General features: G+C 47.7%; 9 protein-coding genes. 2 read left to right on the top strand and 7 right to left on the bottom strand.

Annotation, left to right across the window (positions count from 1 at the left end; all coding sequences use genetic code 11):
- Window positions 1-123 precede the first annotated feature (123 nt).
- The 5 genes from ESB13_RS00850 to ESB13_RS00830 all read right to left on the bottom strand — a co-directional run bounded on the left by ESB13_RS00850 (window position 124) and on the right by ESB13_RS00830 (window position 8844).
- On the bottom strand, window positions 124-1773 hold the full coding sequence (locus tag ESB13_RS00850; RefSeq protein ID WP_129001158.1) for a DUF6377 domain-containing protein: 1650 nt from the start codon (window positions 1771-1773) through the stop codon (window positions 124-126).
- Window positions 1774-1890: 117 nt separating this feature from the next.
- A complete protein-coding gene (locus ESB13_RS00845; RefSeq protein ID WP_129001157.1) occupies window positions 1891-3189 on the bottom strand; it encodes a PepSY-associated TM helix domain-containing protein in 1299 nt (432 codons plus the stop codon).
- 75 nt (window positions 3190-3264) lie between these two features.
- Window positions 3265-5730, bottom strand: a complete 2466-nt coding sequence (locus ESB13_RS00840) for a TonB-dependent receptor (protein ID WP_129001156.1) — start codon at window positions 5728-5730, stop codon at window positions 3265-3267.
- A gap of 120 nt (window positions 5731-5850) precedes the next feature.
- Entirely contained in the window at window positions 5851-8403 is a 2553-nt protein-coding gene (locus ESB13_RS00835) for an alpha-L-arabinofuranosidase C-terminal domain-containing protein (protein ID WP_129001155.1), read from the bottom strand.
- 120 nt (window positions 8404-8523) lie between these two features.
- Window positions 8524-8844, bottom strand: a complete 321-nt coding sequence (locus ESB13_RS00830) for a hypothetical protein (RefSeq protein WP_129001154.1) — start codon at window positions 8842-8844, stop codon at window positions 8524-8526.
- 313 nt (window positions 8845-9157) lie between these two features.
- Here ESB13_RS00830 and ESB13_RS00825 point away from each other — a divergent pair, with 313 nt between their 5' ends.
- Both ESB13_RS00825 and purE read left to right on the top strand, forming a co-directional pair.
- Window positions 9158-10276 (top strand): 5-(carboxyamino)imidazole ribonucleotide synthase, encoded by a 1119-nt coding sequence (locus ESB13_RS00825; RefSeq protein ID WP_129001153.1) that lies wholly within the window; start codon window positions 9158-9160, stop codon window positions 10274-10276.
- A 1-nt stretch (window position 10277) separates the two neighbouring features.
- Window positions 10278-10811, top strand: a complete 534-nt coding sequence (gene purE / locus ESB13_RS00820; RefSeq protein ID WP_129001152.1) for a 5-(carboxyamino)imidazole ribonucleotide mutase — start codon at window positions 10278-10280, stop codon at window positions 10809-10811.
- A 103-nt stretch (window positions 10812-10914) separates the two neighbouring features.
- Here purE and ESB13_RS00815 read toward each other — a convergent pair whose 3' ends face one another.
- Together ESB13_RS00815 and bshC are read right to left on the bottom strand one after the other, a co-directional pair.
- Entirely contained in the window at window positions 10915-12162 is a 1248-nt protein-coding gene (locus tag ESB13_RS00815) for a DEAD/DEAH box helicase (protein WP_129001151.1), read from the bottom strand.
- 65 nt (window positions 12163-12227) lie between these two features.
- A complete protein-coding gene (gene bshC / locus ESB13_RS00810; RefSeq protein WP_129001150.1) occupies window positions 12228-13859 on the bottom strand; it encodes a bacillithiol biosynthesis cysteine-adding enzyme BshC in 1632 nt (543 codons plus the stop codon).
- Window positions 13860-13887: the final 28 nt, after the last annotated feature.

The following is a 13887-nucleotide window of genomic DNA, read 5'->3' as shown; positions in this document are numbered from 1 at the left end:
AAAGGGCTATACAACAAACTGAATATCAAAAAGATAAAAACACATATATTTTTTTTACATGGAATTATCAGAGACTAAAAAAGTAGTGCTTTTTACCAGCTGCGGCGCCATTAAACCAGCAGTTTATTCGCTGTGAAAGCCTTTTATTTTCATAATACGCTCTTCAAATTCTTTAGGGGCGATGGATTTATTCCTTATCCTGGTTTTGTATGCGTAGATGGTTTTTACGGAGTATTCCAGGATCTCGGCAATTTTTTCGTGGTCGGAGATGCCCATTCTAAGCAGGGCAAAAATTCTCATATCGGTATTCAGCGATTCTTTGTCTTTGAGCTGAACCCGGTCTTCGGGCAGGAGTAACGCGTTGAATTCTTTTACAAAACCGGGGAAGAGTTTCAGGAAAACTTTGTCAAAGCTATTCAGCAGTTCTTCTTTTTCTCTTTTGGTATGCAGGTTATGGAGGAGGAATTTAATTTCGTCATATTTTTTATCTGCCAGTTTTTGTTCGGCCAGGGTTTTGAATTTATTGAGGCGGGCAAAAAATTCCGAGTCCATATTGAAGAAGTAGCCGATATACTCTTCTTTAATAGTATTTGCCTCTTCGAGTTTTTCATTTACCACAGCGAGGGTTTTATTAGCCCCTTCGAGCTGTTTATTGATGGCCTGTTGCTGCAAATGGCTCTCGGTAAGCAACTGCTGGCTCCTGCGCAGTTGTTTTACCTGTTTCAATATAATAAAAGTAAGGATCACCAGTAAGATGACGAGGGCGGCGAGGATAAGCGTAAACCTGAGCAATTCGTTCTTCCGGGCTTCAACGGCATTTAATTTCTGCGCTTCCACGAGCGGGAGGATGGTGCTGATCTGCAGTTTACGTTGCCTGGCGCCATAAAACTGAGCGTTAGCAGCTGCACTGGCGATACAAAGGGCTGCATTGGGGAGATCGCCTTTATTATACAGAAGTTCGGCCAGTTGAAAGATTGCAAAGGTTTCTTTCGTGGATGATCTGAGATCGGCCAGGGAAGCTTTTATCAGCAGTTGAATTGCGTCTTCCGTTTTTCCCTGCATCAGGCATACCTTACTTAAAGAGGAAGCAGCTATTGCATAGCGGTGTAAACCAAGCGCTGTATCCTGTATGATCTTATTAAAAAATGCGAAAGAGGCATCAGTATTACCTTGTTCAAGGTATTTCAATCCGCTGTAATAGGCATATTCAAAACCATTTTTGTCGTAATAGTTCAATGCCGAATCGATGAATGCGGAACCTTTTATGATATAACCAGTTGTAAAAAAGCTATCGTTGGCATATTCTGCGAGATCGTAATAATAGCGTCCCATCAAGGTATAACATTCGGCTTTCAGGGTTCTGTTTGTTCCGGGGTTAATGCGAATGGAGCTTAAAGAGTCGTAGGCTTCTTTGTAGAGGCCTGATGAATGCAGGATAAAGCACAGTTTCAGTTTAGCCTTTACGATGTAAGCAGGTTCATTCAGGCGGTAGGCAATGGCAAGCAGGCTGGTAGCATAGCGGAAGGCTTCTTTATAACTATAGACCTTATATTCTTCAAATAGTTTTTCATTGAGATCAAAGATCTCCTGCGGTGCGTGTGTTGCCGTATCTTTCAACAAAACCTCCAAGCGCCGTATTGATTGATTCTTTTGACTGTCGTACAGTGCTGTTCTTTTCAGTTCCCCGGCCAATTCATTCATCAGGCTGTCGTGAGGGGCGGCAAGCGCTGAAAGGAACGAAAAGAGCGCAGGAAGCAACCATATTTTTTTCATAAGCAATAGTCCGGTTTGTGGATATAGAGGAAAGTTAATGAAGAAATGAGATTATAAACAAAAGAGGTTGCACTGTAAAGTACAACCTCTCTCCTTTTTTATATTCTGAAGCGCTATTTACGCCACTACCTGTTTTTCAGGTGCGTGTTCATGTTCGTGCCTGGAGATCACCTCTTTACGTTTGTGAGGGCCGGCTTTTTTCTTCGACTTCTTTTTCTTACCCCACCAGATAATGAAACCTGTAATTGGCAGGCTGGCGCAGATAAAACTTACAAAGAACATCATGATCTTGCCGGGAATACCCAGGATGGCGCCTACGTGGATATCGTAGTTCATGCGGATGATCTTTTCGGCTCCTGTTGTTTGTTCGTAAGGTTTATTATAAATGCTTTTGCCTTTGATCTCATTGACTGTATACTGGTCGAAATAGCGTGTATAAGACTTGTAATACGTTTTTTGAGAAGGGTTATAGGTTACGCTTATAGCATCGGATTGTTTGTCGGCGAAGCTCATGAACAAGCTTCCCTGGTTTTTATACTGCTGTGTCATTTGCATCCACACTTTATCTTCCGGAGAAGTTGCCGCTTTGATGGCAGCAGCAGTTAACAGAACGGTAGTATCGGAAAAGACCTTTTCCCTTCGTTCCGGCATTGTTTTACCGCCGGAGGCTACCCAGTAGATTGTTTTAGGCACCCATTTGAAACCGAAGTAGATTCCTGTTACGGCAAGGATAAAGGCCAGTACCCATACGTAGAAGCCAAGCACATTATGCAGATCGTAGTTCACTCTTTTAAAAGAAGCGCCCCATTTGATCTTAAAGCTTTTATCCCTGTTGGCTTTTTTCAGGTTTTTGGGCCACCACATGATAATGCCTGAGATAAGCAGGATGATGAAGATACCCACAGACCAGCAGATGACCTGCTGGCCTATGGCGCGGGGCAGCCATAGCTGATAGTGTCCTTCGAGGATGATGCGGAAGAAGTCTTTTTCCAGGGCTTTTACCTTGAGCACTTCACCGGAATAAGGATTCATGTAGATCATCATGTATCCTGTTTTTTTGTCTCTGTAAGTAGCCACCGCTGCTTTTCCAATGCCAGGGTATTGGATGCCTGCAATTTTATTAAGGCCTTTACCTGCTTTAGCGCCGAAATGATATTTTTCGGCCATTGCTTTCAGCTGTGATGGCGGGAGGTAGGGTTTTTCTTCCGTTTTTACAAACTGGTAAGGTTGGGTAACACTTTTAATTTCTTTTTCAAACGCATAGATACAACCGGTAACACTTACAATAACGATAATAATACCGCTTATCAATCCCAGCCACAGGTGGAGGAAGTCGTTGACCCTGCGGAAGAGCGATTTGCCTGACTTCTTCTTTTTAGGGGCGGCTTTTACGTTACCAGCTTTTTTGTTATCCATGGATACTTTTTTAAAAACACCTGCTCTCCGGCGTGATACCGGAGAGCAGGTTAAGAGAAAGAGGTGTTTATAAGTTTAGAAGTTATACGCAATGGTCATACGGAAATTGCGTCTTGCTTCTACGATATAAGAGTAATAAGTAACGGCTCCGAAGTTGGCGGTTTGTGCTGCAGTTGGGTTGGCGATAGAGCCAGCAGTGAGCAGTTTCAGGTTGTTGAATACGTTGTTTACGAGCAGGGAGATATTGTATTTACCTCTGCGCATAGACAAACCGGCGTCGCCACGGAAATAGTTAGGAAAGTTAGGATCTTTGGTAGTTCCGATATAACGATCGGCCTGCCATTGAATACCTGCTGAAGCGCCGAAGCCTTCGAGCGCACCGCTTTGCAAGCGATATTGCAACCAGGCGTTGGTAACGTGTGCTGCCGTGTTAGCAGTAACGTTTCCGATCTGGTTTTTATCGGTTGCCTTTGTAATTTTAGAGTTGGTATAAGCGTAGTTGATATTGGTGCTTAAACCTGGCAGGATATCGCCGGCCATATCGAATTCAATACCTTTTGTTTTGGTTTCGCCCAGCTGTGCCTGGAAGGTTACACCGTTCACCACGTGGTTAGGATCGGGGTCGGCCACCAGAGCGTTCTGCCTTTTGATGATGTAGGCAGAAACAGTTGACCTCCAACGGCCTCCCATCCATTCTTTCTTGATACCTGCTTCGAGATCGTTACCCTTTATAGGTTTGAAGGCATTGCCTTCCCAATCGGTACCGGAAACGGGAACGAAAGACTGGTCGTATAAACCGTAAACAGAAGTTTGTTTATCGATAGAGTAGCTGAGGCCGATACGGGGAGAGAAGACGTTGTCTTTGATATCGGATGCTTTGGTTTTACCAACGGTTTCAGCATACGTAAAACGGGCGCCTAAAGACAGGCGGAGTTTATCGTTGAAGAAGCCTAATTCGTCCTGAACATATGCTGAACCATAAGAGACAACGGTTACATAGTTAGATCCACCGGCGCGCGTTCTTACGTCCTGAGAGCGATCGATCTTAGGGAAAGAATCCATAGGGATACCGTAAGCGGGGTTGTACACGTTGAACGCTTTTCCGCCTGCGAGGGCTATATTGGATTTAAGCGTGCGGAAGTCGCCCCAGAATTTCTTGTTACCCATATCAACTCCACCCATGATGCGGTGACGGATAGAACCGGTTCTTTCTTCGCCGCTGAATGAGAGCTGAGCGAACCTGTTTTCACCTGCTTCGTCGCCAATGCTCCAGTAACGGGGCATATCGCCGGCAGCGGTCATATAGTTCAACCAGGTACTGTTGGCTACCATTGCAAAGTTAAAGTAGGCAACCTGTGCGTGCATGTTCCATTTGCTGTTGATCTTGTGATCGAGGTACACGTAAGCGCTGTGATCTCTGAGTTTGCCTGGTTCCATAGAGGGGTCGGCATAGAAGAAGTCGTTGGCGATACCTTGATCGGCAAAACCTTTGGGAGAGAAAGAGTAGTTACCGTTAGCCAGGTATTTAGAGCCCTGGAAAGTATATTCAAACGTTACAGAAGTTTTATCGTCGATCAGGTATTTCACTGAAGGAGAAAACACGTAACGGTTGCTGTAGTTGTATTTGGTAAAGAAGTCTTTTTGCTGTGCCGCCATATTCAGGCGGTAGAGCACGCGGCCGTCTTTGCTGAGTTTACCGTCGAGGTCAACAGCCGTGCGGTACGTGCTGAAGCTACCCATGCTTACGGAAACACTTCCTTTGGTGATACCTGTAGGTTTTTTGGTTACCACGTTGTAGAAACCGCCTGGTTCACCGTTTGCCAGCATGAAACCGGCGGGGCCTTTTACGAATTCGATACGTTCGATCATAGAAGCGTCTTCAGCTGTAGGGCCCCATGAAGCTTCGATGTTCATGCCGTTACGGAAAGCAGGTAGTTTAGAACCGCGCATCCTGATATTGGCATATTGGTTATCCCAGTGGCCCTGGCGGGTAACGCCACTTACGTTACGGGTGATACCGTCTACCACGTCAAATACCTGCTGATCGGCGAGGATCTGAGATCCTACGATCTGGATATTCTGGGGCGTTTCCAGTACAGAGCTTTGCAAGCGCAGGCTGGGAGACACTGTATTTATTTTATACCTGTTGGCACCTGTAGTAACGACAACTTCTTCCAGTTCAACCTGGGAAACGCCCAGCTGGAAGTTTATATTGTTCTTTTTGGCATCGGTAGCCAGTGTTACTGTTTTAGATACAGGAGCATGCCCTACGAGGGTTACTTCGATCTCATACGTACCAGCTTCGAGGTTTTTGAAGCTAAAGAAGCCGGCTTCGGTGGTAAGAGACACTTTGTTGGTGCCTTTTAAGCGAACCGTCACACCTTCAGCGGGTCTGTTATCAGCAGTAGTTACCTGGCCAGTGATCATTCCTTTTTCGAGATTTTCCTCTTCACCAGCGAACAGAGACAGTGAGGAAAGGGAAAAAATGCAGAGTAAAAGAGTGAAAATTTTAATGAAAGGGATGCGAGAGATGCGACACATATTCATCGTTGCGAGTTAAATTTCCTGCAAAGGTGGCCTGTTGCGGGGTGCCGCGGTTAACGAAATGCGGAATAACGGGTTACGAAAAGAGGAAAAGGTTGGGGTTTCCGGATTTTCGTTTTACTTCACGCGCAATATGGTAATTGCGTATTTGGGGAAACGGTAAGAGAATTTTTTGCCGCTGATACCTGTTATGGTTTGCTTTACCGGTTTGTATTGTTCCGGATGAGCAAAGGAGTTCTCGGCTTCGAGGGTTGGGGTTTCCAGCGTCCAGGCGGTGGCGGTGCCGGTTAAGCTGGTGTTTTGAAGTTCGAGCGTTGTGTTATAATCTTCGCCGGAGGCGTTTACCATTTTGATGATGAGGTCGCCGGATTGTTTGTCGCGGCCGGCGAGGGCTACCAGTTTTGGTGGTTCGGTGTAACTCATGAGGAGCTGGCCGTTGAGGTAGCAGTCTACTTTTTCGGGGCCTACTTCGAGGGAGATCTCGTACCAGCGGCCGGTTTCTATGGGTTGGGGCAGGCGTTTCTGGCGGGTGACGTCGGCAACGGATTCGCCGGAAACCAGTTCAAAAACGCAGTTCTGGTTGATCCAGGAGCCGATATGCGCTCTCAGGTAGCTTTCTCCTTCGCCGATCGCGAAGGGGATCATGAAGGCATTGAAGCCGGATAGTTTGCGCGCTTTTAGTTTGAGGGTATAGGATTCAAATTTTTTATCTTTCAGAATGTTCAGGAGTTGGGCGCCTTCGGCGGTTTGTGCCAGGGCGCTGTCTTTCCATTCCCATTGGCCGCGAACGGGTTGCCATTCGCCGGGGCGCTGTGCGAAATCGCTTTTGTAGACCAGTTGACCGTTTTGCGTTATTTCTATGTCTTTGTATTCGGTTTGCGTATCCCAGGTGGCCAATCCTATGCCGCCGGCGAATTTGTTCTTTTTAGTGGCTGCGGGAATTACCTGGAGTGATACGGGCAGGTTTTCATCGGCGCGGTGTTCGTTCATCATTTTGATGGTATAATACGAGATACGTGCGAAGCTGTTGCCGGCGTTGAAGTTGATGAGGTTTACGGGCCAGTGGCGGGTGTTGGTATTTTCGAACAACGGTGCGTAGCTGGACATTTTCACGAGATCGCCGTTGTTTTCCATACCCATGATATATACTGCATCATTCAGCGCTGCCAGCATATTGCCTTTTCCTACGCCGGCGTTGGTGGCGTATTCTCCTACATACACATCGTAGTCACCTCTTTTGTAGCGATCGAAATGATCGTAATTGGAGAAGGCCCACCAGGCTGATTTATAGGCATGTTCATCGGCATAGTCCGTTACGCGGATGCTGTCGAGCGTGTGGCGGTTGAGATCGCCGATGCCCATAGAGGCTATTATTTTTATTTGCGGGTAATTCTTTTTGATGGCATCGTAGAAGCGGTTGAAGCGGCGGGCGTAAAAGGGGCCATGCTGTTCATTGCCTACTTCGACATATTCCAGCGGGAACGGTTTGGGATGGCCATTTGCTGCACGGACCTTTCCCCATTTGGAGGTAGCGGGGCCTACGGCATATTCAATGGCATCGAGCACGTCGTTGATGACGGGCTGTAATTCTTCGTCAGGGATGAAGGTGCCGCTCCGGAATTCGCAGGATACACCGGCATTGAAGACGTATAATGCTTTGGCGCCGATGTCTTCACAGAATTGCAGGTATTCGTGGTAACCGAAGCCGTCGCTGGACCAGTAGGACCATACGCTGAAAGTGCCGGGGCGTTTTTCGATGGGGCCTATCGCGGTTTTCCAGTTGGGAGCGCTTTCGATGTTTATCCCTTCTACAAAGCAGCCGCCGGGCCAGCGTACAAAGGCAGGCTTCAGGCTTTCGAGGTATTCTGCCAGGTCTTTGCGCAGGCCATTGGGGCGATTGCGGAATGTTTCTTTAGGAAAAAGGGAAACAAAGTCGAACCAAACGGTTCCTGTGCTGCCGAAATGAAATGCGAATTCGGCCGCGGTGTCGGTTTCAGAGGGAACGAGGGTGCAGGTATATTTTTTCCAGGCGGCGCCTTTTACATCATTGAAAGTATATGCTGCTATTGCTTTTCCTGCTTTTGTTTGCAGTTGTACGGTAAGCGGTCCTTTCCATGCGGCATCGGTACGGGCATAGAAAGAGAGGTTGTAAACAGCGTCTTTTTGCGCATTGATACCCCAGAAGCCTTCATTGACAAGGCTGTTTTTTCCGGAGGAGCTGCGTTTGGAGATATTTACTTTCAGGGAACGCGGGGTAGCGCTGTTGAGCGGTTGTTGCTGCGTTAACTGAATATTGATTTTAGCATCGGGTGCCGTTTCGAGGCGCCAGTAGGGATAGTCGGATGTATATGGCCAGGGCATTGTCCAGTCGGTGGCTTGGCCATTCATATTGTAGTGTGGTGTTCTTTTGGGAATGATCTGGCCGTTTTCGACTACTGTTCCGGGGGGAATCCGGCTTTCTTCGAATCCACGATTCTGGATGAGTTCGGCATAGAGGCCACCTTCACCGCCATGGCTGATCTCTTCGAAGAAGATGCCGTGCAGGCTTGGGGCGACTGTGTTTTTAACAACGCCGTCGTTTATTTTCAAGACAGCCTGTTGCTGGGCTGAAACGATATTGCCAGCGAGCACAGCAGTACTCAACAGCGCGAAGCAGCATTTAAGATTCATCAGTTAGTATTTAATTAATCAGTATTTACATTCATCGATTGTTTCTGACCATAGCGGCAACACAAGGTCTGAACCCAACACCTGTTCGAAGCCGTTCCCCGGAGGGGATTTTGCTTTTCGTTATTTTACTATCCATTCGTGCAGGCCGGCGGAATGCGTTTCGGGTTGTTTTAATTCGATACGCAGGGCGGTGGTTGTTACCGGTTGAAACTGCAATTTGTTGTATTTTTCGCGGCATTTTTCGAGGACATAGGGGATGGTGACATTGGCGTTCACTTCTATTTTGGGTTCCCAGAAATGGTCGTGCAGGTGTACTTTGGTAAAAGCAACGGGCTGAATGGGATAATCGCGCAACGGCTGCTGTGTTTGGGCTGCAGCGGCGCTACACCATAAACCTGCTGTTATTGCTGCGGACCATTTTGTCCAGCGCTGTTGCTTCATGATGACTTGTTTTCGTTGTGAAGGATGTGTCTATTATCTATTCATAGCACCAGGAATATAAATGTAGCATATCTGCCTGCGGAGGGATAAGCGCATTTTCACTTAAAATGACCATATTTTCAGTAAAGCTGCGGACGGCCAGGGCTGTCGTTATTGCTGCAGCTACCAGAGATCGCTATCGGCTACCGGTTTTCATTGTTGCGCTCCGGCGATCCGTTTTTAAGTTACCGAGGGTTCCCCATGTCATAAATTATGGACAGATTGCATGCGGCTTCTTATCTTCGCCTCTTAAATTTCATTAAACTATCTACGGATGAAAATCGGCATTTTAGGGGGAGGGCAGTTAGGCAGGATGCTGCTACAGGCAGGCGCCAATTATGTGGCAGAGACATATGTTCTCGAGAATGATGAGCACTGTCCATCAGCACATTTGTGCCATCATTTCGTCAAAGGCGACATTAAGGATTTCGATACAGTGTATGCGTTTGGTAAGGATCTGGATGCCATTACTATCGAGATAGAGGCGGTGAATGTGGAAGCCCTTGAAAAGCTGGAGTTGGAAGGCGTAAAGGTTTATCCGCGTCCTTCGGCGATCCGTACCATCAAGAACAAGATCACCCAGAAGGAATTTTATAAGGCCAGTGAAGTGCCTACTCCTGCTTTTGTGATCACTGAGAATAAGGCTGCTTTACGGCAACATCTTTCGTTCCTGCCGGCGGTACATAAGATTGGCGAAGGTGGTTATGACGGCAAGGGTGTACAGATCATAAAGGCTGAAGGCGATGTGGCAAGCGGGTTTGACGCTCCTTCGGTGCTGGAGAAGATGGTTTCTGTAAAAAAGGAGCTGGCTATCATTATCGCCATGAACGATAAGGGAGAAACGGCTATCTATCCTCCTGCCGAGATGCTCTTTGACCCGGTGCTGAACCTGCTGGATTACCATTTAAGTCCTGCCGAGCTGCCGCGTGAAATATTATGGCGTGCCGAAGCCATTGCGTTGCGCGTGGTGAAGTCGTTGAACAGTCCGGGTATTTTTGCGATAGAGTTGTTTGTTGATATCAATGATGATGTGCAGGTGAATGAGACGGCTCCGCGTGTTCATAACAGCGGGCATCATACGATAGAGGGGAATTATTCAAGCCAGTATGATATGTTATGGCGTATTATGCTGGGTTATCCGTTGGGTAATACGCAGCCTATTTTACCTGCGTCTATTGTAAACCTGGTGGGGGCTGAGGGTTTTAGTGGACCTGCGCGTTACGAGGGTCTGGAAGAAGTATTAAAGATGGAGAATGTGTTTGTTCATTTATATGGCAAAGCGGAAACCAAGCCTGGCCGTAAGATGGGGCATGTCACCATTTTAAGCCGTGAGCGTATTGATTTGACGCACAAGGCGAATAAAATTAAAAACACAATTAAAATAGTTAGCTGATATGTCATTGTTGAACCGGAAGCCCGTTGTGGGCATTATCATGGGTAGCGATAGTGATCTGAAGGTCATGCAGGATGCTGCGGTGGTACTGGAGGAGTTTGATATCGCATTTGAATTAACAGTAGTATCGGCGCACAGGACGCCTTTACGGATGGTTGAATATGCGCAGCAGGCTGCTGGCCGGGGGCTGAAAGTTATTATTGCCGGAGCTGGTGGCGCGGCTCATTTGCCAGGTATGGTTGCGGCTGTAACCACTTTACCTGTTATTGGCGTGCCTGTTAAGTCGTCGAATTCTATTGACGGGTGGGATTCGATCCTGTCGATATTACAGATGCCGAACGGGGTACCGGTAGCTACGGTGGCGCTGAATGCCGCCAAGAATGCGGGTTTACTGGCAGCGCAGATCGTTGGCAGCTTTGATGAGCATGTATCGAAGAAGATGCAGGATTATAAGACTGCTATGAATGATGCTGTACTGGAGAAGGCGGGTAAGCTGGCCAATGACTGGCCTAATGCGTTTGACGGTTCCAAATAGTTTGATTGGCGGCCTGCTTAAAAAAAGACGGCCGGTTTGATGCAACTGCACCGATATAACCGGCCTGATATATTATGAATAGCCTGGCTTTAAAGCCGGGCTATTATTTTTTCTTGTGCTTATAGAACTTTTTCTTTCCGTTGCCACCTCCGTACCTGTTGCCATAGCCTCGTCCTCCACCCCTGTTGCGGCTGTGCCGGCGTGGGGCATATACGGGAGTTTCGCCAAATTCTTCGGGTACGACACCTTTTTCCACCTCTTTTTCCAGAAGCGTTTCAATACCTGCAAAGCGGTTTATTTCTTTTTCGCTTACGAGCGTGAAGGCGACGCCATCGGCTTCGGCGCGTGCGGTACGGCCTATACGGTGAACATAGTCTTCGCCGTCGTTTGGCACATCGTAGTTAATGACCAGGTCGATGGTATCGATGTCGATGCCGCGGCTAAGGATATCTGTTGCTACGAGAATAGGTACTTGTCCCTGTACAAACTGGGCGAGGATTTCTTCGCGCTGCAATTGTTCGAGGTTGCTGTGCATTTCGCCGGCGTTGAACTGGGCTTTTTTCAATTCCCTTGTGAGATCTCTTACATTCTGTTTGCGGCTGCAGAAGATGACCACCCTTTTAAAAGGCGTGTTACGGAGCAGGTATTTGATAAGTTCCGGCTTCTGCGTTTCGTATACGATAAAAGCGCGCTGAACGATCTTTTCGGGAGGTTTGGAAATGGCGATATTGATTTCAACAGGATCTTTCAGGATATTCCTGGCCAGTTGTCTTATTTTATGCGGCATGGTGGCCGAGAATAAAAGGGACTGTCTTGTTGCGGGCAGGAAGGAGATGATCTTATTGATATCGTCGACAAATCCCATATCGAGCATGCGGTCGGCTTCGTCGAGGACGAGGAACTGGAGGCCTTGCAAAGGAACGTATCCCATGTTGAGGTGAGCGATCATACGGCCGGGTGTACATACGATGATGTCGACGCCGTTGCGCATGGCTTTTTTCTCATTTACGAAGTTGTCGCCATCGTTACCGCCATAAACGGCGATGGAGCTGATATCGGTAAAGTAGGAAAGCCCTTCGAGGGTTTTGCCTATCTGGATAGCCAGTTCGCGTGTTGGCACGAGCACCATGGCGCTAACGGAGTTATCGTTGCGGCTTTCCATGAGCCTGTTCATGAGCGGCAACAGGAAGGCGGCGGTTTTGCCGGTACCTGTTTGAGCGGAGGCTATGATATCTTTACCATCGAGGATAGGTGGGATCACCTGCTCCTGAACGGGGGTAGCAGTTTCGTAATTAGAAGCTTCAATACCTTCCAGGAGGGAGGGATGAAAGTTGAATTCGGTAAATCGCAAAACTTAATAGTTTTAATAAACAAACGTCAAAGGTAGTTAAACGGTTGCATAGAATGCAACGGGCCTTATCCGGCAGTAATAATGCCAAAAGCGGGTTCCCAGCCTTTTGAGTGGTGTAATAATATTGTTACAAGGTCTTTTCCCAGCAAACCATACCAGGAGGCCATATTTTCGACCCTTTCCTGAAGGCTGTTTGCCGGAAACAGTTTTTCGTGCACCTGTTGCAGGCGGTGTTTTTCTTCTCCGAACTTTCTTTTTTCGGCTTTGACCAGTTTTTTCTGCAGCACTTCCAGCTTTTTCGTGGCATGTGTTTGCAGCGACTGTACGTGCTGCTGCAAGGTAGGGTCGACTGTAGCCGCGGTTTGCGCTATGGACTGGTAAAGCAGGTTCAATTGTTCCAGTTCGGTTTCCAGGGAAACCTGGTTATTGCTATGCAGGCGAACAATTTCATTCATTTGTTCGTGCATAGACTTAAAGATCATGACGAGCGGCAAACCTGTTTCAGCGAAATGCGCTCTGCCGGCGGCGTCTATGAGTCCGAATGAATTGCGGGGCAACAATACGGGGTAAGGGACACCTGCTGCGGCGAAGACCTGTTTGAGTTCGAGCCAGTAGGCCAGCTCTCCCCCACCGCCGATGAATACGACGTTGGGTAAAATGGTTTCCTGGAATACGCCACGCAGGATCACGTTGGGGCTGAACCTTTCGGGGAATGTGTTCAGTTCTTCGAGGATCTCGTTTTGGCTCCAGGTTTTCCCGCTTTGCACGAAGTAAACGCCGGGTTTAGCGGCATCAGTTTCGATGCGTTCGCGGGTATTTTCGAGCAGGTAAAAGAGGTTGATGTCTCTTCCACCGGCCTGAACTTTATAATGTTCCGCCAGTTTTTCGAGCGTTGGGGTAACGGCTTTATGAGAGAAGCCGGATTCCAGTTCGTTTTTTATAACGGGAATGAAAAGCTGTTTGAGGTCGCGTGCATCGGGGATGAGCACTACCAGTCCGTGTTCGCCGAAGAGCGCATTTACCACACCCAGCGTTGCCTGCTGGATGGAGGTTCCGGAGGTGTAATAAGTTGAGAACAGGCTGATGATCTCATCGCCGTGGGGTAATACGCCGAGCTGGCCTTTCATTTCGGTGATGAGTGCAAGGAAGGCCTTATCGACCTTCATCCGGCCTACGGCACCTGTTTGGCTTGTTTTCCACTCGTATTTTTTACCCTGGATGGTGATGGAGCCGAGTTCATCGAGATCGGCATCTTCGCTACCCATGTAATAGACGGGAACAAAATTGAAACCGGGCAATTGCTGTTTCAGTTCTGCCGCCAGCTTAATGGTGTGGGCGATCTTATAGATGAAATAAAGCGGACCTGTAAAGATGTTCGGCTGGTGTGCAGTGGTTACCGTGAAGGTATTTTCGTTTAGTAATAACTGCAGGTTTGTTTCCAGCGCCGGCGCTACGGGCAGGCCCTGGTACTGACTGGTAAGCGTATTTACCAGCACCTTCCTGTTCAACGGGAAAGTGCTGCGTTGTTTTATTACTTCGCGAACGCCTTCCTTACCGGGAAGGTGTTCGTAAAAAGGCCGCAGTTGCGGCGACTGGCTTACGTAGTCAAGCATGATAGCCGAAAAGTACCCTGTATGGCTATAAGGTACGAACTCACACTCTGTTTTAATACGCTGCTGTGTTGTTGCATCTCCCATCTTACATCAATTCTTAATCTGTAGCATT

The organism is Filimonas effusa (assembly GCF_004118675.1).
Lineage (GTDB): Bacteria > Bacteroidota > Bacteroidia > Chitinophagales > Chitinophagaceae > Filimonas > Filimonas effusa.
Note: the sequence above shows the minus strand (reverse complement) of the source record. Positions and strands in the feature narration are given on the sequence as shown.